General features: G+C 41.9%; 23 protein-coding genes. 2 read left to right on the top strand and 21 right to left on the bottom strand.

The annotated features are described in order from the left end of the window. Nucleotides 1–83 precede the first annotated feature (83 nt). From dltD to FOA33_RS09155, 19 genes are all read right to left on the bottom strand, one after another. Complete coding sequence (gene dltD, locus FOA33_RS00725; RefSeq protein WP_221160327.1) at nucleotides 84–1,256, bottom strand: D-alanyl-lipoteichoic acid biosynthesis protein DltD; 1,173 nt, start codon at nucleotides 1,254–1,256, stop codon at nucleotides 84–86. 47 nt (nucleotides 1,257–1,303) lie between these two features. Then, on the bottom strand, nucleotides 1,304–2,458 hold the full coding sequence (gene dltB, locus FOA33_RS00720; RefSeq protein ID WP_221160326.1) for a D-alanyl-lipoteichoic acid biosynthesis protein DltB: 1,155 nt from the start codon (nucleotides 2,456–2,458) through the stop codon (nucleotides 1,304–1,306). Between the two features lie 159 nt (nucleotides 2,459–2,617). Next, the gene (locus FOA33_RS00715; RefSeq protein ID WP_084874814.1) at nucleotides 2,618–3,310 is read right to left on the bottom strand and encodes a methionine ABC transporter permease; all 693 of its coding nucleotides are present in this window, start codon (nucleotides 3,308–3,310) and stop codon (nucleotides 2,618–2,620) included. Between the two features lies 1 nt (nucleotide 3,311). Continuing rightward, nucleotides 3,312–4,373, bottom strand: coding sequence for a methionine ABC transporter ATP-binding protein (locus FOA33_RS00710; RefSeq protein ID WP_221160325.1), 1,062 nt, complete (start codon nucleotides 4,371–4,373; stop codon nucleotides 3,312–3,314). After that, a complete protein-coding gene (locus FOA33_RS00705; protein WP_221160324.1) occupies nucleotides 4,366–5,739 on the bottom strand; it encodes a M20 family metallopeptidase in 1,374 nt (457 codons plus the stop codon). Before FOA33_RS00705 ends, FOA33_RS00710 begins: the two co-directional genes overlap by 8 nt. 98 nt (nucleotides 5,740–5,837) lie before the next feature. Further along, entirely contained in the window at nucleotides 5,838–6,692 is an 855-nt protein-coding gene (locus FOA33_RS00700) for a MetQ/NlpA family ABC transporter substrate-binding protein (protein ID WP_221160323.1), read from the bottom strand. Nucleotides 6,693–6,846: 154 nt separating this feature from the next. Further along, nucleotides 6,847–7,677: an amino acid ABC transporter substrate-binding protein gene (locus FOA33_RS00695; RefSeq protein WP_221160322.1), complete on the bottom strand. Its 831-nt coding sequence runs from the start codon at nucleotides 7,675–7,677 to the stop codon at nucleotides 6,847–6,849. 102 nt (nucleotides 7,678–7,779) lie between these two features. After that, entirely contained in the window at nucleotides 7,780–8,103 is a 324-nt protein-coding gene (locus FOA33_RS00690; RefSeq protein ID WP_221160321.1) for an AzlD domain-containing protein, read from the bottom strand. After that, nucleotides 8,093–8,788 (bottom strand): AzlC family ABC transporter permease, encoded by a 696-nt coding sequence (locus tag FOA33_RS00685; RefSeq protein ID WP_221160320.1) that lies wholly within the window; start codon nucleotides 8,786–8,788, stop codon nucleotides 8,093–8,095. Before FOA33_RS00685 ends, FOA33_RS00690 begins: the two co-directional genes overlap by 11 nt. A 158-nt stretch (nucleotides 8,789–8,946) precedes the next feature. Continuing rightward, entirely contained in the window at nucleotides 8,947–10,173 is a 1,227-nt protein-coding gene (locus FOA33_RS00680; RefSeq protein ID WP_221160319.1) for an MFS transporter, read from the bottom strand. Between the two features lie 70 nt (nucleotides 10,174–10,243). Continuing rightward, nucleotides 10,244–10,909 carry a CPBP family intramembrane glutamic endopeptidase gene (locus FOA33_RS00675; protein ID WP_221160318.1) on the bottom strand — a complete coding sequence of 222 codons (666 nt, stop codon included), beginning with the start codon at nucleotides 10,907–10,909 and terminating at the stop codon, nucleotides 10,244–10,246. Between the two features lie 11 nt (nucleotides 10,910–10,920). After that, nucleotides 10,921–11,595: a CPBP family intramembrane glutamic endopeptidase gene (locus FOA33_RS00670; RefSeq protein ID WP_000817789.1), complete on the bottom strand. Its 675-nt coding sequence runs from the start codon at nucleotides 11,593–11,595 to the stop codon at nucleotides 10,921–10,923. An 18-nt stretch (nucleotides 11,596–11,613) separates the two neighbouring features. Next, nucleotides 11,614–11,835: a hypothetical protein gene (locus FOA33_RS00665; RefSeq protein WP_084874794.1), complete on the bottom strand. Its 222-nt coding sequence runs from the start codon at nucleotides 11,833–11,835 to the stop codon at nucleotides 11,614–11,616. A gap of 282 nt (nucleotides 11,836–12,117) precedes the next feature. Continuing rightward, on the bottom strand, nucleotides 12,118–12,981 hold the full coding sequence (locus FOA33_RS00660; protein ID WP_213988598.1) for an Rgg/GadR/MutR family transcriptional regulator: 864 nt from the start codon (nucleotides 12,979–12,981) through the stop codon (nucleotides 12,118–12,120). Between the two features lie 103 nt (nucleotides 12,982–13,084). Beyond that, nucleotides 13,085–14,095, bottom strand: a complete 1,011-nt coding sequence (tsaD, locus tag FOA33_RS00655; protein ID WP_221160317.1) for a tRNA (adenosine(37)-N6)-threonylcarbamoyltransferase complex transferase subunit TsaD — start codon at nucleotides 14,093–14,095, stop codon at nucleotides 13,085–13,087. Beyond that, a complete protein-coding gene (rimI, locus tag FOA33_RS00650) occupies nucleotides 14,085–14,522 on the bottom strand; it encodes a ribosomal protein S18-alanine N-acetyltransferase (RefSeq protein ID WP_213988600.1) in 438 nt (145 codons plus the stop codon). Before rimI ends, tsaD begins: the two co-directional genes overlap by 11 nt. Next, a complete protein-coding gene (gene tsaB / locus FOA33_RS00645; protein WP_221160316.1) occupies nucleotides 14,519–15,202 on the bottom strand; it encodes a tRNA (adenosine(37)-N6)-threonylcarbamoyltransferase complex dimerization subunit type 1 TsaB in 684 nt (227 codons plus the stop codon). Before tsaB ends, rimI begins: the two co-directional genes overlap by 4 nt. A 329-nt stretch (nucleotides 15,203–15,531) precedes the next feature. Continuing rightward, nucleotides 15,532–15,747, bottom strand: coding sequence for a hypothetical protein (locus FOA33_RS00640; RefSeq protein WP_084874784.1), 216 nt, complete (start codon nucleotides 15,745–15,747; stop codon nucleotides 15,532–15,534). A gap of 643 nt (nucleotides 15,748–16,390) precedes the next feature. Further along, nucleotides 16,391–16,513 carry a hypothetical protein gene (locus tag FOA33_RS09155; protein ID WP_259664461.1) on the bottom strand — a complete coding sequence of 41 codons (123 nt, stop codon included), beginning with the start codon at nucleotides 16,511–16,513 and terminating at the stop codon, nucleotides 16,391–16,393. Between the two features lie 237 nt (nucleotides 16,514–16,750). On the opposite strand from FOA33_RS09155, the gene FOA33_RS00635 reads away from it, so the two are divergent. After that, nucleotides 16,751–16,984 carry a DNA-dependent RNA polymerase subunit epsilon gene (locus tag FOA33_RS00635; RefSeq protein ID WP_033584763.1) on the top strand — a complete coding sequence of 78 codons (234 nt, stop codon included), beginning with the start codon at nucleotides 16,751–16,753 and terminating at the stop codon, nucleotides 16,982–16,984. Between the two features lies 1 nt (nucleotide 16,985). Then, nucleotides 16,986–18,665: a ribonuclease J1 gene (rnjA, locus tag FOA33_RS00630; protein WP_000331964.1), complete on the top strand. Its 1,680-nt coding sequence runs from the start codon at nucleotides 16,986–16,988 to the stop codon at nucleotides 18,663–18,665. Between the two features lie 37 nt (nucleotides 18,666–18,702). Here the strand turns inward: rnjA and mnmG are convergent, their stop codons facing one another. Both mnmG and FOA33_RS00620 read right to left on the bottom strand, forming a co-directional pair. After that, on the bottom strand, nucleotides 18,703–20,616 hold the full coding sequence (mnmG, locus tag FOA33_RS00625; protein ID WP_096421535.1) for a tRNA uridine-5-carboxymethylaminomethyl(34) synthesis enzyme MnmG: 1,914 nt from the start codon (nucleotides 20,614–20,616) through the stop codon (nucleotides 18,703–18,705). Then, a complete protein-coding gene (locus FOA33_RS00620) occupies nucleotides 20,606–21,037 on the bottom strand; it encodes an NUDIX hydrolase (protein WP_000989471.1) in 432 nt (143 codons plus the stop codon). The genes mnmG and FOA33_RS00620 overlap by 11 nt, the downstream gene beginning before the upstream one ends. Between the last annotated feature and the right edge of the window lie 7 nt (nucleotides 21,038–21,044).

Genomic DNA, 21,044 nt, shown 5'->3' with positions numbered 1-21,044 from the left:
AAAAATCGGTCACAAAACAGTAGATCACGATGCTCAAGATAACCGTATAGAAAAATAGGGTCCACAAGATTAATCGGTGTGTGTTAGTTAGCTTGGTTTGCAAATTTGTAAAGTTCTTTTTCAACTTCCATCCATCCTTTCACTCCAACGTGCATCACGTCAAATAAAAAGTAATCATCATACTCTCTGTTTCCATAGTTTAATACGGTTGCACCATGGCTTTTTGCGACATCTTCTATTTTTTTATAAGTTTTTTCTCGCATCTCTCTTGAGACACCTGTGTAGTCATTCCATTTCCCGTTTACTGGGAAAATAATAACCTCAACTTCAATTCCCAATTCCTTAGCAACTGTCAAGAAAAGTTCCATATCAGAATACTCTGGTGACTCCAGATAGCTCAAATCTTTATTAGAATCTTTCAGCGATGCATAGCGATCTTTTAAGTAAGTATTGTAGTAGTTATTATCAACAGCATAGTCATTATTGTCTGTTTTCTTTTTGACCTCTTCCACAAACTGATCCGTCATCTTTTCCCAATCATAGTCTGGGGTTTTGTCTCCTGATGAGGGATAATCTGATTTCTCATGATTTTCATAAAATTTTCGTTTGAGCTTAAAGGAATACATCGCGTTATCTAACTCTAATAGTTTTTTATCAACAATGGTTCCTTTTCCATCTATGAAATAACTTTTGTATTTTTTGTAGATGTCATTTTGTTGCTTGTTCCCCTTGGTAATCTCAATAATGCGATTGATCAGTTTTTCTTTCGTTTCCTTACTAATCTTGTCATTATCTAGCATGTGGAAAATATGTTCCTGAGAAGCCTTATTCAAAAAAGCATCTTGATGAGTCCCATCTTTTTCAAACCACTGAACCGACTCTACTATAGCCACTTTTCGCTTACTCATAGACCCTTCAATAGAGGCTAAAGTAGAGGCTTGAATGATATTTTGAGAATAGCTAGTTCCAATCTGCATGATATTGAAATCGTTGTAATTAAAAATTCTATTGGGATGATAATCTTCATCCTTTGTCGCAACCAACTCGGATGACCCCAATAAAACCAGTGTATTGGGAGTAATATTGCTTGTTAAAATATCTCTACTTTTATATTTTTCATACGAGGTGCTATAACGAATACTGTTATCCTTGACTTTATAATAATCATCAATCTTCTTGACATATGTCACATTTAAAAGGGCAAGCGTCGCAATTACGAGCACAAGCGATAGTAAAAATGCTTTTAATTTAATCATCTCGTTTTATCCTATCCCTTCGGTCTGGCAGACTTCTTTTCAATCTCTTATCTCTTTAAAATCGTAAGCAAGATTTTATAGGGTTCACCTGAAAAGATAAAGAAACCAACCATAACCAAATTCATGGTCACAAACCAACTTAGTAGCTTATACCAGTTTTTGTTTTTATTTTTCTTATAAAAATTGCTTTTCTTTTGATACACTTCAAATCCAGCCATCAAGACACCATGGTAAAAACCATAGACAATGTAGCTAACACTAAGACCATGCCAAAAACCCATGACCAACATATTGACCATATAGGCATAGGTTGCATTGTGTAGTCTATTTTTAAACCATTTTTTCCTGATAACCTGCATCAATACTCTTGAAAATACAAAATCTCTCAACCAGGTCGACAAGGTGATATGCCATCTAGTCCAGAAATCCTTGATATCGACACTCAAGAAAGGTTTATTAAAGTTCATCGGTGTCTGAATACCTAGAATATTACTACTTCCAACGGCCATTATACTATAGCCTGCAAAGTCAAAGAACAGATACAAGGTATAGAGGTACATATACTTGATTGAGTAAACGACTGTGCCCGTATTGCTTAGAGCAAGTAACATCTGGTAAACATAGGTTGATAAAACAACCTTGTAAAGAAGGCCTAGAACGATACGATACACACCGTCCCCTGCTAACTCTAGATACTCTTTTCGAGGCATGACCTCGTTTATCTCTTTTAAAAATCTCCTGCTTCGATCAATTGGTCCTGCACTAACCGTAGGGAAAAAAAGTAAAAATTGCAGGTAGTCTTTTATGCTAATCTTTTCTTTAATCAAACCATCTGATATTTCTAGCATGATCTGAATGGTTTTAAAGGACATGTAGGAAATGCCAATAAAGGCCAACAAATGCAGAGAAGTCAGGGCAAAGACTTTATTAATCACTAAGGGAAGAATAGAAAGGAAAACCAGTGGTTTCAGCCGCTTTGCCTCTATCCTCTGTGCTAGAAAAACCAGAAAATACTGGTAAACGATAAAGGCGAGTAAATAGACAATCATCGCTCGACTCTTACCATAAATAGCTCCTGCAAATAAGAGGGAGAGCGCCAAAATATAGTAGTCTTTACGTTTTTCAAAAAAATTTACTACAAAACCAATCAGTAAAACTACAAACAAGAGAAGGAAAAACTCATTCCCCTCGAAATAATTCATACCAGTCAAACTCCTTTACATTATCATCCCTTCTACAGCAAACTTTCCGATTTGCTAATTGAGGGACCTTTCTTTATTATAGCATATTTCTAAAAAGAAGCTTTACTCTTCTTGCATTTCGGCGAGAAAACAAAAAGGAGTCCCGTTGGGCTCCTTCCATTATTTATGACTTAATTTCTTGGTCAAGAAATCTCCCAAGAACTGGATTGCAAAGATAATCAAGATGATAATGATAGTCGCCAAGATGGTCACATCGTGATTGTAGCGGTTAAACCCATAGGCAATGGCCACGTTACCGATACCACCAGCACCAACCGCACCGGCCATGGCTGTTTCCCCAACAAGGGAAATCAAGGTCACAGTCGTCACACGAATCAAATCTGGAAGACCTTCTGATAGGTAAACACCCACGATATCCCAGAAGGTCGCTCCACTAGCCTGGGCTGCCTCAATGACACCGCCATCTAGTTCAGCCAAGACCACCTGCACCTGACGGGCAAAGAAGGCAAAGACTGCAAAAGAAAGGGGGACAAGGGCTGCATTTGGCCCGATACTAGTCTTCACAATCAAGTGAGACAGTGGCGACATGATTGCCAAGAGGATGATGAAGGGAACCGCACGAAAAATAGAGGTAATCTTGTCTAAAATCCAAAAGATAACCTTATTTTCCAAGACACCGCCTGGTGCTGTCAAGACAAGGAAGAGACCTGCCACCAGCCCCAAGAACCCTCCGATGATGAAGGAAAGAACTGTCATATAAAGAGTTAGGTAGATAGCTGTTCCCCAGCCTGCCTGACCAGCCCAGCCCATCTTGTAGACATTTGGTAGATAAGTTTGAATCAACTCTGTCATCTTACTGTCCTCCCTTCAATACTTTTAACTGGACACCCGCTTGACGAATGGCATCTTGAGCACCTGCTAGCGCTGCTTTTTCACCTGACAAGACCACAACCAATTCTCCAACAGGAGTGCCATCGAGAATTTCGATATTTCCATAGAGGATATTGGCCGTTACTTGGTAACGCTTGTATAATTCATTCAAAAGTGGTTCGTCTGTCGAAGCCCCTGCATACTTGAGCTGCACTAAGATACTGTTCTCAGATAAGTGCTCTACGATTTCTTGCTTCTCAATCTTGACCATGGCTTCATCAATACCTGTAGCTGTTGAGATAAAGTCCAGGGTCAAAGGTTGTTTAGGGTTTGAGAAGATTTCAAGGACACTGTCCTCTTCAATCAAACGCCCATCCTGCATAACTGCCACACGGTTGGCAATGTCTTTGACAATCTGCATTTCATGCGTAATCAAAACAACAGTCAAACCTAATTTTTGGTTCAAATCTTGCAACAAGGCTAGAATTTGCTTGGTTGTCTTAGGGTCGAGGGCAGACGTTGACTCATCTGAAATCAAGATTTTCGGATCATTTGCCAAGGCACGCGCAATAGCTACACGCTGTTTTTGCCCTCCTGATAGTTGTGAAGGGTAGTTTTCAGCACGATCCGCCAAGCCAACCAAGTCTAACAACTTAGCTACTTTGGCCTTCTTTTCTTCCTTGCTGAGTCCAGAGTGTTTAAGGGCAAAGGCTACATTTTCCTCTGCTGTCTTTTGACTCATCAGGTTAAAATGCTGGAAAATCATCCCGATATCCTGACGTTTACGACGCAGCTGCTCTGCCGTCAAGGTCACCTTGCCATCAAAAATGACGTCGTTATCAATGGTAATTTTTCCTGCAGATGGCTTTTGCAAGAGGTTAATCACCCGTACAAGGGTTGATTTCCCTGCTCCAGAATATCCAACGATTCCGTAGATATCCCCTTCTTGGATGTGAATAGTCACATCTTTGACCGCTGTGATGGTTCTTTTCTTTTGGTGAAAAGTCACATCGATCTGATCTAACTTGATAATATCTCTACTCATAGCTTCTAATCAGCTCCTCTACTAATTCAATATGGGTGTAGTAATCGGCGATTCGCACGTTTTCATCTCCACCATGGTCTCGGCTATTGGCATTTCCTAGACCAAAGGCCACCATTGGTACCTCTAGGGCATCAAAGACCGTATGCATAGGTCCTGTTCCCGCTGTTGTCGGTAAGACCGATACGCCCTGAGGGTAGAATTTCTTGGCCAATTCGATCACATTGAGAATGGCTGGTGCGCTCATATCGCTTCGATAGCTCATCTCTCCCAAGGTATAGTATAATTCTACCTTATCAAAGCCATTTTTGTCTAGCTGTTTCCGAATTTTTTCCAGAACGTCATGCGGTTCTAGGCCAGGAACCAAACGAACCTCTAGCTTAGCACTGGCTTCTGCTGGCAAAATCGTTTTAACCCCTTGCCCTTGATAACCTGACTGAATCCCTTCGATATTAAGGGCTGGCTCAAAAAAGAAACGTTTTAGAAAGGCTGCACGTTCCTCTTGTAAGAGAGGCAATTCCAAACCATAAATGCGACTAATTTCCTCTGGATTGCGTTGGGCATAGGTATCCACCAAGGCCAATTCTCGTTCATTTGGCTCTTGAACATCCTCATACAAGCCTTCTACCAAGATACGTCCATCAGCAGCTCGCAGACTACTTAAGGCCTGGATAAGATACCACGGTGCTGACTCCACGACACCACCATAACTCGAGTGGATATCCACATCAGCACTTTTCACCTTAGCATCAAAGGTCACAATGCCCTTATTTCCGCCAGAGATTTCCAGTTGTTCCAAGGCGTTCTTGGTCCCTTGCTCCCAGACTAGCAAGTCCGCCCCACGAAGTTTGTCTGCGTGTTTCTCTAAATACTTATCTAGGTCTGTCGAAGCAGACTCCTCTGCCCCTTCCATGATAAAACTGATATTGACAGGCAGGTCATCATGATGCTGCATATATTTTCTCAAAGCACTCAAACGAGCTGTGATATGACCCTTATCATCATCAACACCACGCCCATACATAAAACCATTGCGGACCGAAAGCGTAAAGGGATCCTCTGTCCAGACCTGATCCCCATCCGCTGGCACAGTGTCATAGTGGTTATAGAAAATCAAGGTTTTGGCATCTGGACGCGAACTCTTGAAATGCGCCATGACAAAGGGAGCCGTATAAGTCTCATCAATCTCCACTTCAGCCCCTACACGCTTGAAAATCTCACCCAGATAGTTGGCAACTTCCTTAAGTCCGACCTGCTGGGCAAAGACCGATTTCTTAGAAATCAAGGTACGCAAAACCTCAAAATAATGCTGGGCCACATGATCCTTTTCAAATTTTTCAATCTGTTCTTGTTCGCTAGGAAAAACCATTTTCTCTCTACCTTTCTATGAACCTATAGTCTTCTTTACAATCCATTCTCTATACAAAAGCAAGAGGTGGAAACTCTCTCCCACCTCCCTGTGTCTTATTACCAAACTGGTTGGTCCAAACCGTCTGATGTTTCTTCGATAACTTTTTTCACTTCATCAGTGTGGTAAGCCGCGATCACTTTCTTGATGGCATCAGCCTTAGGTGATGATTCCCAATCTTTTTTCGCAACGATGATGTTGTACCATTGTTTTGAGTTTTCATCAGCTTGTTCTTTGAAGAGTGCTTTCTTGTAGTCCAATTTTGCTTCTGTAACGAAGGTATTGTTTACAACGGCAGCGTCAACTGATGACAACGAACGAGCTGTTTGGCTAGCGTCCAATTCAGTAATCTTCAAGTTCTTTGGATTTTCTGTGATGTTAGCAACTGTTGCGAGTGCAGTTCCAGAAACGTCCAATTTAATCAAACCAGCTGATTGAAGCAAGTAAAGTGCACGGCTTTCGTTTGTTGCATCGTTTGGTACGGCGATTTCACCGTTATCTGGGATTTCTTCCACTTTGGTGTACTTGTTTTCTTCCCCATTTTTACCTGAGTAAAGACGGATCGGTGAGATGTACGTATCTGCAATCGCTACAAGGTCTTTCCCGTTTTCTTTGTTCCAGTTGTTCAAGAAGTTGTAGTGTTGGAAAGCGTTCAAGTCTACTTCACCATCAGCAGTTGCCTTGTTTGGTTGTGAGTAATCTGTGAACTCTGTGAATTCCAATTTAATTCCATCTTTTTCAACCAATTCTTGGACTTTATCCCAACGTGCTTCTTCAGAACCGCTACGGTTAACTGTTGCGATTTTGATAGTTGTTGCATTGTCTGCTTTCTTTTCTGAGTTTCCGCAAGCTGCAAGAGCCAAACCTGCGACTGTAGCAAGCGCTGCTACACCGAGCCATTTTTTAATTTTCATGATTCTATCTCCTTTAAAAATAATACCGTAATAGTATCTCATACTTTATTTGAATTAGCAAATTGTTATTAGATAGGCAGACATATAGTTTGAAACTATATACCTGAAAATTGAGAAATCATCCGTCTTTCTCAGACTGGATGATTTCATACGACTATTTAATATCAGCTTCTGCTGGGAGATAAGTGTCCCCGAAGAACTGTTTAGACAATTTTTCAAGAGTTCCGTCTTTGTAGAGTTCTTGGATTCGTTTGTCTACAAATGATTTCAACTCATCTTGACCTTTAGCAAGAAGTGGGTAAACGTAAGGTTGTTGGTCGCTTGGAAGTTCAATGACTTTCAAGTTGTCCAAACCTTGGTTCTTAATAACTGTTTCAACACCGATTTTGTCAAAAATCTTGTAGTCAAATTGTCCATCACTTAGACGAGACATAATTTGTTGGAAGTCAGCCTTTGTATAGTTAAGGATAGTTGGATTATCTGCGTGTTGTTTGTTGTATTCTTCCAATTGTTTAGCTGAGGTTGTTCCTTGAACGACTTCAGTTGATTTTCCACCGATATCATCAAGAGACTTGATGCTGTTGTCGTCCTTTTTCACAACAAGAACGTTAGGATTTTTAGCAATTGGTGCTGCGTAGAGGTATTTTTCAGCACGTTCTTTGGTATAGCTGATATTGTTCACAGCCATTTGGTAGCGATCGCTATCAAGGCCTGCAAAGACACCTGACCACTCTGTCTTTTCAAACTTGACGTCGTATTTGTCAGAGTCTTTAAAGATAGCACGAACTACTTCAATCTCATAACCAGTCAACTCACCGTTGTCTTCATAGTTGAATGGTTTTGGTGAAGCATTGGTTGCAACGATAATTTCTTTCTTACCAGCTGCTTCTCCCTCTTTCTTAGCACCACCTGAGCAAGCTGCTAGTACACCTGCGGCAACAAGTCCCAGAGCAGCAAGAGATGAATATTTAACGATTTTTTTCATGTCATTTCCTCCAAAATAGAATACTTTACTATCTTAACAGAAAATATTTTTTTTCGCCATTATATGATTTCTATCTCGGTGATAGGTTTTTCTTATGGCTGACTAAAAGGCCAGACGCAAGACTGCAATCAAGACCACCCCAAAAAGAACCGTACCTACTAGATTGCGGTAGCGAAAGGCTAACCAAGCCGTTGGAAAGACCGCTAAAAAGTCCAGCCATTTGATTTGAGGAAGGCTTCCAACCTTGCCTGTCACCACGCTTGAAAGGATCAAGGCAAAGATAATGGAAACAGGCAAGAACTTCAAAAAACGCTCAACGATAGCTGGCAAACCCTTGTACTTGACCAAGATGAAAGGAATCATACGGGGAACCCAAGTCACTAGGCCTGAAAAGATAACGGCTAACAAAAGATATTTACTGACCATCTAAGACCACCCCCATGGTACAACCTAGCAAGGTCGCAAAAAGAACAGCTAGCGACTGAGACACCACTGTCAAGAGCAAAAAGAAGGACACCGCAACAACGGCTAGGATCCGCAGCAGATTCCGTACAGGAACCCGTCTTTGCATAATCTGAAATTGCGAAGTAAAAATCCCGATAAACATTCCGACAAGGGCAAAGTCTAAGCCAAAGACCTCAGGATTTGGAAGAAGCCCACCTAAAGCCGTTCCGACTACTGTCCCAATAAACCATGCTATATAACTATTGAGATTGTTCCCGTGCATCCACATAGGATGGACCTTGTCTGTATGGGCTAATTCTCCCATCAAAACCCCGTAGGTCTCATCTGTCAGGAGACTGGACATGCCAATATTTTGCCAGAGGCTAGTATGACGGAAATAGGTCGATGCATGCAAGCTCAGCAAAAAGAGTCGCAAGTTGATCAAAAAGACCGTCATAGCAATAGCTGCGACAGGCGCTTGGACCGCAATCAAGGCCAACATGGCAAACTGGGCGCTCCCAGCATAAACAAAGAGGCTCATCAAGCCCATCTCAACAGGTGTCACATAGGGCGCGCCGATAATCCCACAAGCCAGACCAATGCTGACATAGCCAAGGGCAGTCGGCATGGCCGCCTGTGCACCTTTCCAAAATCCTTTTTCTTTCATCCTTCTCCTCATATTCTCTCCAATTGAGGCTGTTCGTCATCACAGCCACAGCACGGACTATTATAACATATTCAAAGAAGAGAAAAAAGTCTGCTGATTTTGGCCGTTATAAAAAGACTGGCAATCCAGTCTCAAATACCTATTATACAAATTCTCCTCTAGATACTCTCACGAATATTCAAGAGCATGACAAATGCGGTTAGGAGTAATAGCAATAGAATAAAGCTGACTGCTAGAGTCCCAAAACTTGTAGCAATCGTTACGAAAACAATTGTGAATAGACTTGGTAAAACAACCGTAATAGCACCAATAGAGGATTGAACCGCTCCCATTGACTCCTCAGGTATTTGTTTAAAGACGAGTTCTTGCAATCTAGGAGAGAGTATACCTGCGATGAAGGCATCCAAGGAGCTGAAAAGCAGAATCAAGCCAAAATGAACTGTGGCAAATCCTACTAGAAGGAGTAACTGGATGACGACCGAAGCGTATAGAGCTGTTTTTATAGAAATCGTATTCTTCAGATAGCCACTTACAAGGCTTCCGACAATAAGTGCTAACAATTCTAGTGTTGATAACAAGGCAAGAGATTGACCAGTTTGTAAATTCAAAAACGGTTGGTTTCTTAAAAAAAGAGTAGAAATAGGAACAGTGATATTGATCACAGCTTGGCTGATAGAGACGATAAATAAAATGAAGATTACTCTATCCATATTCCAGATCAATTTCGATGATTGGAACAAATGCTGGCAAAACGATTTTACAGAAAGACCTTCTTGATAGCTAATCGTTTTTTCTACTTTCAAAAGATCATTTTTTATGAAGAGGATACCTACAAATGCTATCAGAAATGTCAGAGCGTTTAGCAAGGAAATGAACTGAATGGAAAGAATTCCTAGTAAAATCCCTCCTAGAATATTACTGATTGTCCGAACTAAACTAACTGTTGATTGTTTAAAGCCAATGGCTTCTGTCAGATGTTCTTTCCCAATGATTCTTATAAAAATAGGAGTTAGCATAGCTCCTGAAAAGTAACTCAATGTATCCGACAAGAGGTTCATCAAACAAATAAAGAATACAAGCCATAAGGAAAAGGACTGCCCTGAAAGCGAAAGTGCCACTATAGAATAAAGTACAAATTTGACAAAACTAATAACCGTATACTTTAGAACACGATGGTGTTGAAAGTCAGCCAAAACTCCCATAAAGATTTGCAGGACTTGAGGAACAGTCTCTGAAATCGTGATGAGTAAAATCGCCAAGGGGGCAAACGAAGCATCTGCCACATAATTCAAAAAAGCAAGATAAAAAATCGTATCCCCAACCGTTGAAATCCACTGGTTGATGGTTAATTGCCTAAAATCTCTATTTTGAAGAAATACTTCCATCGCAACTCCTTTTTTAATTCAAATGGGAATCTTTCCCCAAGGATAGACCGATATTACTAAGCACCCAAAATTACAGCAACGGTAAAATTTGACCAATGCCATTGTAGACTATGTGCAGTCCAATAGGCCAATAAATGGACTTTGTCACTCTAAATAAGACTGCAAATATGAGACCACCACCCATATATGAGAAAAAGTCTGTCAAAATCCAACCGTGGTTACTGATGTGCAAGATTCCAAACAAAGCAGCCGAACCAAGCACATCCAGACCCCATTTCTTCCCTTTTTCCAGAGCGGTCATCACCAATCCACGATAAATCATCTCTTCAAAAATGGGACCTGCAATCACAGGATAGAAAAAATACATCAAGAATGCCGTTGCTCCCGTAAAAGTAGGAAGATCCAGTTGATAAGCAATTTCATTTTTGGTAGATGGGAAAAGATAAAATGTGACGAAATTCCAAATCACAAAAGCAAGAAGTGCTAGGAAGGAATAGAAAAGATAGGATCCTTTAAATCTTCTACTGTTGATTTTCTGCCATTTCCCTGACCGAATCATAACAATAATAGCAAGCAGAACCACAAGAAAATTCAACAGCATATCCGACAAATAATATTCAAAGTCAGATAGGCCCGCAGCAAGGTCGCTATGTAAAAGCAAACGAATGACGAACTGGTCAGCAACGACAAGTAGAATGGCTATAATCAAGTAGTAGCGTGAGGTTGTCTTTTTCATATTTCATCTTTCTAATACCCAAACACCAGTAAACTGACGATGATTAAAAAGGTATTCCACAAGATGTGAAGGGCCATTGACCAATAAATTGAACGTGTATAACGAAAGAGCATGCAGAGTAGCAGACCTGCTCCTGCATAAACGATGAAGTCTGTTAACACCCATCCATATTGTAAAACATGGATGAGACTAAAGAGTGTGGAAGAAATGATAACATCAATATAGTATTTTTTAAATTTAGATAGGGCTGTCATCAGAAGTCCACGGAAGACTAACTCCTCAACTATCGGAGCAATAAGACTGCCGTAGAGAATACGTGTCACAAAATAACTAATTCCCGTCAAATTGGCTACGGTTTCTTTTATAGCACTACCATTTTGCGTGTTGGGAAAGATTCGAGTCGTTATATTTACCCACAAAAACATCAATATAAAGGAAAGAAAGAAGAGACCCAGATAGGACCAACGAAACTGGAAGCGACCGTACTCTTTCCAACGTTGACTCTTAACAAGAACCACAGTAGCAGCAATTCCTTCAATTACTATCAATAAAATTTGAATCCCATAAAATCCAAAATCTGATAATTGATCCATGAACTCTAATCTCACTACTAAATTAAAAATCAAGTAATAAGACATAAGTACCAAAATGGTCCCTAGGTAAAATTTCGTTTCTTCCCTTTTCATAGTTTTTTCTCCTAAATGTTAGTTACGACGTTTTCCAAACAGTCCTTCAATCAGCCCATTCGACCAATCAAATGCCCCATAAGGTCTGGGACTAATACCTCTACCTCCCCAAGCAGGCAAAGCACTACCACCACAACCAATATTTTCACCCACACAAGCCATAGTGAAATTTCCGCCGTAAACCTTCTCCAACTCCACTTCTGTTAGTTCCATTGTTTCTGCAAATTGTAAATTCAACATATTTACACTCCTTCAATTATTTTTATTTGTAAACCACTTCTGCAACCTAGGATTTGCTTCAAGTGTCTTACAACGATAGTATAACACGGAAATCACTACATTTTAGAAAATCGCATATTTGATATTTTTTCTTATAGAAATTTCAGATTTGCGATTTTGATTGATTTGATTATTTCACTGATATAATATAGTTACCATTATGTAGGAGGACATGAAATGAAGAAACAAATCATAGCATTATTGACAATCGTTGCTGATATTATTATCATTTCCCATCTTTAGCTAATTGATAAGTTCTTTATATTGCTGCAAGCGTAGTTCAAAAAGGGCTGTTAATTGCGGATTTTCTAATATTTGCAGAGATTGGATAAAGTGTTCAATTTCTTTCTGATTGCTTCCCTTGGTTTGAAGAAAAATGCTCATCTTCTTTAAAAACTGCCACAATAATTTCTCAAAAACATCGTATGGTCGGAGCATACTCTCCAACTCGGCTTCAAAGATTGGGATATAAGAAAAAAGTTTGCGCTCCATGAGCTCTGATATGATATTCAGAAAGCCACTTTTCATATACAGTCTATTGTGTGCCAATTCTTTAAATTCCTTGGATTTTTCAAGTAAAGAGGTTGATAAAAAAATCAGATCTTGATTACTTAAGAAAGGCATGGTATTGCAAAAAAGATAGAGTTCAAACCAGGTCCAAGACTCGATAGCATAGAGATAGCTAGTCAAAAACTCGCTATCCTCCTCTTCTAGCAGATAGTTTTTATCCAGAGAATGGATGGCGTTTTTAATCACAATAGCGTTCAAACGACGATAGGTCTTCGCCATCTGTTCTTGCTCAACTTCCTCTAATAGTTGCTCTAAGCCAGCCATATCTTGATGGGCAAAGCGATCTACAACCTTTCGTCCAAATCGCATATGTGGTGATTCTTGATAATTGTTAAGCTTGTGTCCAAACTCGTCGAAGGTTACATTTATCCCTTGGATAGCTAGAATCAGTTTATCCGCAGACAACATAGACTGCCCCAGTTCAAACTTAGATAACTGAGAAGCTGTTAGACCCTCACAAGCCACATCTGACTGCTTGAGTTTCCTCGCCAGCCGCAATTCCTTGTAAAATTCTCCCAATTCCATTCTCTCAATCATCTGACCGCCTCCTATTCTTTATATATTATATCATTATTTTTACATTTTTGTCAAAATATTCTGACATTTCTGCGAGCAAAAAAGCCAGCCTTAAGCTGACTCTTTATTCCATAGTATCAAAAGAGAGGCTTGGTTTGGCGTTGAGGTCCAAGCCTGCAAAATTTTCTTTGTTCCACTCGCTGACGCTGGCATAGGCAATCATACCTGCATTGTCTCCGCAAAGGCGTAGGGGGGGGATGATGACCTTAACATCTGTAATTTCATCTGCTAGGCGTTCTCTGAGACCTTTATTAGCTGCCACGCCACCTGCCACGACCAGAGTTTTAACAGGGTATTTTTCTAAGGCCTTCTTGGTTTTTGCCATGAGAATATCCATGACAGCAGCTTGGAAGGACGCACACAAGTCCTCTGTAGACAGGCTTTCTCCCTTTTGCTCAGCATTGTGGTGAAGATTGATAAAGGCAGACTTCAAACCTGAGAATGAAAACTCCAGATTGTCTTCCTTGATCATGGCACGAGGGAAGTCATAAACATCCTGACCTTGATGGGCCAACTCGTCAATCTCACGACCTGCTGGATAAGTCAAGCCCATGACACGACCGACCTTGTCATAAGCCTCCCCAACTGCATCGTCTCGTGTCTCCCCAACAATCTTGTAATCGCCAGCCTCTGACACATAGACCAACTCTGTGTGTCCTCCGCTGACCAAAAGTGCCAACAAAGGAAACTCCAAAGGCTCCACACTCTGAGCTGCCATGAGGTGGCCAGCCATGTGGTTGACGGGGATAAGTGGCAGGCCATGTGCCCAAGCAAAGGCCTTGGCAGCTGACAAACCAACTAGTAAGGCTCCAACTAATCCTGGTCCGTAGGTAACGGCAACGGCTGTTACGTCCTCTTCGGTAATTCCTGCTTCTGCCAGTGCTTCCTCGATACAGGCTGTAATAACCTCGACATGGTGACGGCTAGCCACTTCTGGCACTACGCCCCCAAAACGTTTGTGACTCTCAATTTGACTCGCAATGACATTGGACAAGAGCTCATCGTCGTTTTTCAAGACGGCGACACTGGTCTCATCACAGGATGTCTCAAATGCTAAAATATATCTATCCTTCATCTATTTCTCTCTTCATGATAATGGCGTCCTCAACTGGGTCATGATAGTAAGCCTTTCGCTCAGCGATGATCGCCATCTTTTCTTTCTTGTAAAATGCTTGCGCTCGTTGGTTTGACTTTCTGACTTCGAGGAAAATCTCCTTGGCTGTCGGCAATGTTGCAAACAAGGCTGACGCAATCCCCTGACCCTGATAGGCTCCTTTGACAGCGATTTGCAGGACTTCTGCCTCAAAGAGATTCTCCTGCACAGCTAGAAAGCCAATCACTTCTGCCCCATCATAAGCCAGAGCATACCAAGTCTGATCTTGGGATAGGTCTGCTTGGATTTGTTCCAGCGTCCAAGGACTGACTGGGTAAACATCTACCATAACAGCATAGATAGCTTGAGCCAAGTCAGGTTGCTGTTGGATTCGTTTGATCTTTATCATAGGCGTTTAATGTAGGACTCGCCAGACTCGGTGTGATTCTTGAGCCAGTTTTCCTCAGCCTCAACTCGTTTGAGGTAATTTGGCACAAAGTCGTGCAAGGAGTCTGCTTCCTTATCCCAAGCCCAAAGAGCTAGATTAGCTGCATTTGGCAAGGTTTCTTGGTAGCTGGCTTGTGGTAGTTGTTCTTGTATTTGTCCCACAAAGGCTCCAACTTCTCCGACAAAGGTCACCTGGTCAGCATCCTTGACTTTTTCTAGCACTCCCGCAAAGGACAGGTGTGCTTCTGGCATGACAGGTTTGGCATTTTCATAAAATCCTGCATAAACATTGTTGCGACGCGCATCCATCAGGGGAACAAGTAAACCTTCTTGTTGGTGTGGTACCAGAGACAATAGACTCGACATACCAACCAACTCAATGTTCAGGGTATGAGCCAAGGCCTTGGAAGTTGCTACCGCAATTCGCAAACCTGTATAACTACCTGGCCCTTCCGCTACCACGATTCGGTCCAAATCCTTGGGTGTCCAATCCAAACTTGCCATCAAAAAATCAATGGCAGGCATGAGAGTAATACTGTGATTTTTCTTGATATTAATCGTCGTCTCGGCAAGAACCTGCTTGTCCTCTAAAATGGCTAGAGAAAGAGCCTTGCTGGACGTATCAAAAGCTAATACTTTCATAACACATTCCTATCTTTTTGTCTGTTTACTATTATACTACAAAAGCAGACACATGGGAATTTTCTTTGTTTTGAAACAAAAGGGCCTGCCACTTAGACAAGCAATTCTACACAAAAAATTCAAAAAAATTGTAGCTTTTTTTGAATAGAAAAGTGAACAAGGAATTGAAAGGATCGCCATAAGAAGTTTGGATAAAACATATATGCTTTGACTCGATATTCGATACGAGAGATCATCGTAAACATAAGGATATCACCTGAAAATAGAAAAATCCGCCCCCTCTACCAAGACGAGGTTGATTTTCTGTATATCTAGAGGAATAATTGACTCTAGGCATTTAAACCAAAGTAGAAAACGAGCCAGACAACATAGGTGACCAGGAGGAGAAAAATTGAATAGAGCGTCACAAAAGCAAGCTTCCAAAGGAACTTTGTTTTGCGGTGTTCCAGATGCGCAAATAGGGCATTCCCCCCATAGACACAGGCTACAAAGACTATAAACATCAAGAGGCGAACCCCTACTGCAAATTCAAACAAACTAAACATTCTTAATCCTCCTTTTGGTATTCCTATTTTTATATAAACTGTTGACAATGTTGGTATGTCAATGTTAAGATAGAACCAAACATTGGTAGGAAAATCAGGTTGAGTCTTTGACTCTTCGGGTTGCGGTGCTATCCCTGAAACTTCGGTTTCTAAAGAACTGGAATTGCGATTAAATAGTTCGCCCCCAGTGTTAGATGGCTCTTGACTTCGGTCAGGAGCTTTTTGATGCTTTCAAAATTGATTCCCTCAGTAAGTTATAGTAAAATATAGATATTGAGAGGATAACGTAGGGCGACTGGTAACAGAGCGTTCAAAGGTACCAACTTCTGGTACGGGTGTGGGACTGCCTTCAGCTTTGAGCTGTAAAGACCCCTGACTACCATTGGTCCTCTCTTTTTGCTTACTCTTAAATTAAGGGCTTTTCTTTGCCTGTTTAGTAAGCACTCCACTCCATCTTGCTATTTCTACATCGTTATACTTATAGATTGACTTCTTAGCCTCATAGATGATAGAATTAAGTAAAGGCTGAGATCGAGTTTGATTTGGTGACAAGTCATTCAAAGGTTGCGATGCATTCGCTTCAGGTAGAGGTGCTACCATCTGGACTGCTCCAGGAAAATCCTCGAGTTTTGTCTCAGCCTTTTTATTTCTCTTGAGATTTCTCAAGAGCTTTTTCTTTTTTCAAAGATCTCATTCTGTCCCAACCATCTACTCCAACGATTAATGAAACTAAAACTGTATTCTTCCTTAAATCTACTATCTCCATAGATTCCCCCTTTCATTATAACACCTAAGCGCTCTCCGACCAAATCCTACCTGTCTTTTTGCTCCTTCTTACCCTCCCTACTTTCTCCATTTCCGTCTTTTACTAATTTTTCATTTTGTGGTATAATTGAAATAATTGTAACGAATCAAGGTCAATCTAGACACAAAATGGAATGAAATTAAGCAAATCTCTGCTAAACGTTTGGAATAAGTTGACCTATAAATAGAAAGGAACTATATGATTTACAAAGTTTTTTATCAAGAAACAAAAGAACGTAGCCCACGTCGTGAAACAACACGAGCACTTTACCTAGACATCGATGCCAGCTCAGAACTTGAGGGCCGTATCGCTGCTCGCCAACTTGTCGAAGAAAATCGCCCAGAGTACAACATCGAGTACATCGAACTCTTGTCTGACAAATTGCTAGATTACGAAAAAGAAACTGGCGTCTTCGAAATCACGGAGTTCTAATATGGCTTATACTCTTAAACCTGAAGAAGTCGGCGTTTTTGCCATCGGTGGTCTGGGAGAAATCGGAAAAAACACATACGGAATTGAATACCAAGACGAGATTATCATCGTCGATGCTGGGATTAAATTCCCAGAAGATGACTTGCTGGGTATCGACTATGTTATCCCTGACTACTCTTACATCGTAGACAATATTGACCGCGTCAAGGCTGTTTTGATCACACACGGACACGAGGACCACATTGGTGGGATTCCTTTCCTGCTCAAGCAAGCAAATGTCCCTATCTACGCTGGACCACTTGCCTTGGCTTTGATCCGTGGGAAACTCGAAGAACACGGCCTCTTGCGCAACGCCAAACTTTACGAAATCAACCACAACACTGAGTTGACCTTTAAAAATCTCAAGGCAACTTTCTTTAGAACCACTCACTCTATTCCAGAGCCTTTAGGGATTGTTATTCATACCCCTCAAGGGAAAATCGTTTGTACGGGTGACTTTAAGTTTGACTTTACACCAGTTGGTGAACCAGCAGACTTGCACCGGATGGCTGCCCTTGGTGAAGAGGGCGTGCTCTGTCTCCTCTCTGACTCGACAAATGCAGAAGTGCCAACCTTTACCAACTCTGAAAAAGTCGTTGGTCAGTCCATCATGAAGATTATCCAAGGCATTGAAGGACGCATCATCTTTGCATCCTTTGCCTCAAATATCTTCCGTCTCCAGCAAGCAACAGATGCTGCTGTTAAGACTGGACGCAAGATTGCGGTCTTTGGTCGTTCTATGGAAAAGGCCATTGTCAACGGGATCGAGCTTGGCTACATCAAAGCTCCTAAGGGAACCTTTATCGAGCCAAATGAAATCAAAGACTACCCTGCGGGCGAGATTCTTATCCTCTGTACAGGTAGTCAGGGTGAGCCGATGGCAGCCCTCTCTCGTATCGCCAATGGAACTCACCGTCAGGTGCAACTCCAACCCGGCGATACCGTTATCTTCTCTTCTAGCCCAATCCCTGGAAATACCACTAGCGTCAACAAATTGATTAACACTATTTCTGAAGCTGGTGTCGAAGTTATCCACGGTAAAGTGAACAATATCCATACATCTGGGCACGGTGGCCAGCAAGAGCAAAAACTCATGCTCCGCTTGATCAAGCCAAAATACTTCATGCCTGTCCATGGTGAATACCGCATGCAGAAAGTCCACGCTGGACTAGCGGTGGATACGGGTGTCGAGAAGGACAATATCTTTATCATGAGCAATGGTGATGTGCTTGCTCTTACTGCTAACTCAGCTCGTATCGCAGGTCACTTCAATGCCCAAGACATCTATGTCGATGGAAATCGTATCGGTGAAATCGGTGCTGCTGTCCTCAAAGACCGTCGTGATTTATCTGAAGACGGTGTCGTTCTAGCAGTCGCAACTGTTGACTTCAAATCGCAGATGATTCTGTCTGGCCCAGACATCCTCAGCCGAGGCTTTGTCTACATGAGAGAGTCTGGAGACTTGATTCGCCAAAGCCAGCGCATCCTCTTCAATGCAATTCGTATCGCACTGAAAAACAAGGACGCCAGCGTCCAATCTGTCAATGGCGCCATTGTCAACGCCATTCGTCCTTTCCTCTATGAAAATACAGAACGTGAACCGATCATCATCCCTATGATCCTCACACCAGATGAAGAATAAGTCAACAAAACAGCCCCGTCTTCGGAGCTGTTTTTCTCTATGCTTTCTTTTCTTGATTCTTCGAAATACTACGATTTTTACCTTCCAGATACACCATCAAAATGGAGATATCTGCTGGGTTAACTCCAGAAATACGACTAGCTTGGCCAATGGTCTCTGGATTGATGAGTTTGAACTTCTGGCGAGCTTCTGTCGCGATAGAATCAATATCATCCCAGTCGATATTGGCTGGAATGCGTTTTTCTTCCATGCGTTTCATCTTGGCAACCTGGTCCATAGCTTTGGAAATATAGCCTTCGTACTTGATTTCTGTTTCAATCAATTCGATAATCTTGTCATCCAAGTCTTCAGCAGCTGGTCCGATGAAGGCCACCACATCTTGGTAAGACACTTCTGGACGGCGAAGGAATTCCTTAGCTGTCACCGCATCTGTCAGCGGCTTGAATCCCATCTCCTCAACCTTAGCATTGGTTTCTTTGACTGGCTTGAGTTTGATACTATCTAGGCGCTTCATCTCATTGTCAAATTGATTTTTCTTGATTTCAAAGCGTGCCCAGCGTTCATCATCAACGAGGCCAATCTCGCGCCCCATCTCTGTCAAACGCATATCGGCATTGTCATGACGGAGGATGAGACGGTATTCAGCACGACTGGTCAAGAGACGATAAGGTTCAATGGTACCCTTGGTCACCAAGTCATCAATCATGACCCCAATATAACCGTCACTGCGCTTCAAAATCAATTCAGGCTTGCCTTGGATTTTCAGAGCCGCATTGATACCAGCGATAATTCCTTGGCCAGCAGCTTCTTCGTAACCTGACGTTCCATTTGTTTGACCAGCAGTGAAAAGACCTGAGATTTTCTTGGTTTCCAGAGTCGCACGCAACTGGTGAGGTAAGACCATGTCGTACTCAATGGCATAACCTGTTCGCATCATCTCTGCATTTTCCAACCCTTTGATAGAATGAACCAACTCACGCTGGACATCCTCAGGCAGACTGGTTGAAAGACCTTGGACATAGACTTCCTCTGTATTGCGCCCTTCCGGCTCTAGGAAAAGTTGGTGACGTTCCTTGTCCGCAAAGCGCACAATTTTATCCTCAATCGACGGACAGTAACGAGGACCTACACCCTTGACCACACCTGTAAACATAGGTGCACGGTGGAGATTATTTTGGATAATCTCATGACTGGTTCCATTGGTATAGGTCAACCAGCATGGCACTTGGTCCTTGACATAGTCCTCATCTCGTGAAGTGTATGAGAAGTGATTTGGTGCCTCGTCTCCTGGCTGAATCTCTGTCACGTCATAATTGATAGAGGAAGCCTTAACACGTGGAGGCGTTCCTGTCTTGAAACGACCAATTTCGAGTCCCAGTTCCTTGAGATTATCAGCTAGATTAATCGAAGCTAGGCTGTGGTTTGGTCCTGATGAGTACTTGAGGTCTCCGATGATGATTTCACCACGAAGTGCAGTCCCTGTCGTCACGATAACAGCCTTGGCAGCATACTCTTGATGGGTAGCTGTACGCACACCGACAACCTTGTCATCTTCCACCAAAATCTCATCAATCATGGTTTGACGAAGGGTCAGATTCTCTTGATTTTCAACTGTCTTGCGCATCTCCTTAGAGTAAAGTTCCTTGTCAGCCTGCGCACGAAGGGCACGGACAGCTGGCCCCTTCCCTGTGTTGAGCATCTTCATCTGTATGTAAGTCTTGTCAATATTCTTGGCCATTTCCCCACCGAGGGCATCCACTTCACGCACGACAATCCCCTTGGCAGAACCACCGATCGAAGGGTTACAAGGCATGAAAGCCAACATTTCGATGTTGATGGTCGCAAGCAAGACCTTACAGCCCATACGGCTGGCAGCCAAGGAAGCCTCAACCCCAGCATGTCCCGCACCGATTACAATAATATCGTATTCTTCCGTAAAATTATAAGTCATTTCTTAACCTTTCAAAAATTTCTCGCAAATAAGGAACTAACTTCTCCTCCTCTAGAGCTTGATCCATAGTAACCCATTTAAAGTGTGTATGCTCTTCAGGATCTAATCTGATAATTGGCTTCTCCCCAACCCACTCTGCTTTATAAACTAAGCGAGTAAAAACCGTATCCTTAGAGGTATCCAGTTGACTATCTTCGTGAAGAAGTTTGAGCGAACTGCTATCTAGCCTAACTCCCGCTTCTTCAATGCATTCTCTAAGAGCTCCATCTCGCGGAAGTTCACCCTTTTCAACCCCGCCACCAGGAATATCCCAGTAAGTTGGATAAACGTTGGGTTCTCCTCTTTTAATTTCCGAACGCTGAATGAGCAAATAATCACCACCACTATGAACAAGTACATGGGCAATAAGCTTAACCATCATGTTTCTC

The sequence above is a fragment of the Streptococcus cristatus genome, assembly GCF_019685515.1.
In the GTDB taxonomy this organism is placed as follows: Bacteria; Bacillota; Bacilli; order Lactobacillales; family Streptococcaceae; genus Streptococcus.
Note: the sequence above shows the minus strand (reverse complement) of the source record. Positions and strands in the feature narration are given on the sequence as shown.

What these genes read in the sequence shown, in the direction of transcription:
- FOA33_RS00680 (WP_221160319.1), bottom strand. Translation starts at nt 10,173, where the DNA reads ATGGAAGTATTTCTTCAAAATAGAGATTTTAGGCAATTAACCATCAAC.
- FOA33_RS00705 (WP_221160324.1), bottom strand. Translation starts at nt 5,739, where the DNA reads ATGGTTTTTCCTAGCGAACAAGAACAGATTGAAAAATTTGAAAAGGAT.
- FOA33_RS00640 (WP_084874784.1), bottom strand. Translation starts at nt 15,747, where the DNA reads ATGTTTAGTTTGTTTGAATTTGCAGTAGGGGTTCGCCTCTTGATGTTT.
- FOA33_RS00695 (WP_221160322.1), bottom strand. Translation starts at nt 7,677, where the DNA reads ATGAAAAAAATCGTTAAATATTCATCTCTTGCTGCTCTGGGACTTGTT.
- FOA33_RS00685 (WP_221160320.1), bottom strand. Translation starts at nt 8,788, where the DNA reads ATGAAAGAAAAAGGATTTTGGAAAGGTGCACAGGCGGCCATGCCGACT.
- FOA33_RS00670 (WP_000817789.1), bottom strand. Translation starts at nt 11,595, where the DNA reads ATGAAAAGGGAAGAAACGAAATTTTACCTAGGGACCATTTTGGTACTT.
- FOA33_RS00700 (WP_221160323.1), bottom strand. Translation starts at nt 6,692, where the DNA reads ATGAAAATTAAAAAATGGCTCGGTGTAGCAGCGCTTGCTACAGTCGCA.
- FOA33_RS00715 (WP_084874814.1), bottom strand. Translation starts at nt 3,310, where the DNA reads ATGACAGAGTTGATTCAAACTTATCTACCAAATGTCTACAAGATGGGC.
- FOA33_RS00665 (WP_084874794.1), bottom strand. Translation starts at nt 11,835, where the DNA reads ATGTTGAATTTACAATTTGCAGAAACAATGGAACTAACAGAAGTGGAG.
- FOA33_RS00675 (WP_221160318.1), bottom strand. Translation starts at nt 10,909, where the DNA reads ATGAAAAAGACAACCTCACGCTACTACTTGATTATAGCCATTCTACTT.
- dltD (WP_221160327.1), bottom strand. Translation starts at nt 1,256, where the DNA reads ATGATTAAATTAAAAGCATTTTTACTATCGCTTGTGCTCGTAATTGCG.
- FOA33_RS00620 (WP_000989471.1), bottom strand. Translation starts at nt 21,037, where the DNA reads ATGATGGTTAAGCTTATTGCCCATGTACTTGTTCATAGTGGTGGTGAT.
- tsaB (WP_221160316.1), bottom strand. Translation starts at nt 15,202, where the DNA reads ATGAAAGTATTAGCTTTTGATACGTCCAGCAAGGCTCTTTCTCTAGCC.
- tsaD (WP_221160317.1), bottom strand. Translation starts at nt 14,095, where the DNA reads ATGAAGGATAGATATATTTTAGCATTTGAGACATCCTGTGATGAGACC.
- FOA33_RS09155 (WP_259664461.1), bottom strand. Translation starts at nt 16,513, where the DNA reads ATGGAGATAGTAGATTTAAGGAAGAATACAGTTTTAGTTTCATTAATC.
- rimI (WP_213988600.1), bottom strand. Translation starts at nt 14,522, where the DNA reads ATGATAAAGATCAAACGAATCCAACAGCAACCTGACTTGGCTCAAGCT.
- FOA33_RS00690 (WP_221160321.1), bottom strand. Translation starts at nt 8,103, where the DNA reads ATGGTCAGTAAATATCTTTTGTTAGCCGTTATCTTTTCAGGCCTAGTG.
- dltB (WP_221160326.1), bottom strand. Translation starts at nt 2,458, where the DNA reads ATGAATTATTTCGAGGGGAATGAGTTTTTCCTTCTCTTGTTTGTAGTT.
- mnmG (WP_096421535.1), bottom strand. Translation starts at nt 20,616, where the DNA reads ATGACTTATAATTTTACGGAAGAATACGATATTATTGTAATCGGTGCG.
- FOA33_RS00710 (WP_221160325.1), bottom strand. Translation starts at nt 4,373, where the DNA reads ATGAGTAGAGATATTATCAAGTTAGATCAGATCGATGTGACTTTTCAC.
- FOA33_RS00635 (WP_033584763.1), top strand. Translation starts at nt 16,751, where the DNA reads ATGATTTACAAAGTTTTTTATCAAGAAACAAAAGAACGTAGCCCACGT.
- FOA33_RS00660 (WP_213988598.1), bottom strand. Translation starts at nt 12,981, where the DNA reads ATGATTGAGAGAATGGAATTGGGAGAATTTTACAAGGAATTGCGGCTG.
- rnjA (WP_000331964.1), top strand. Translation starts at nt 16,986, where the DNA reads ATGGCTTATACTCTTAAACCTGAAGAAGTCGGCGTTTTTGCCATCGGT.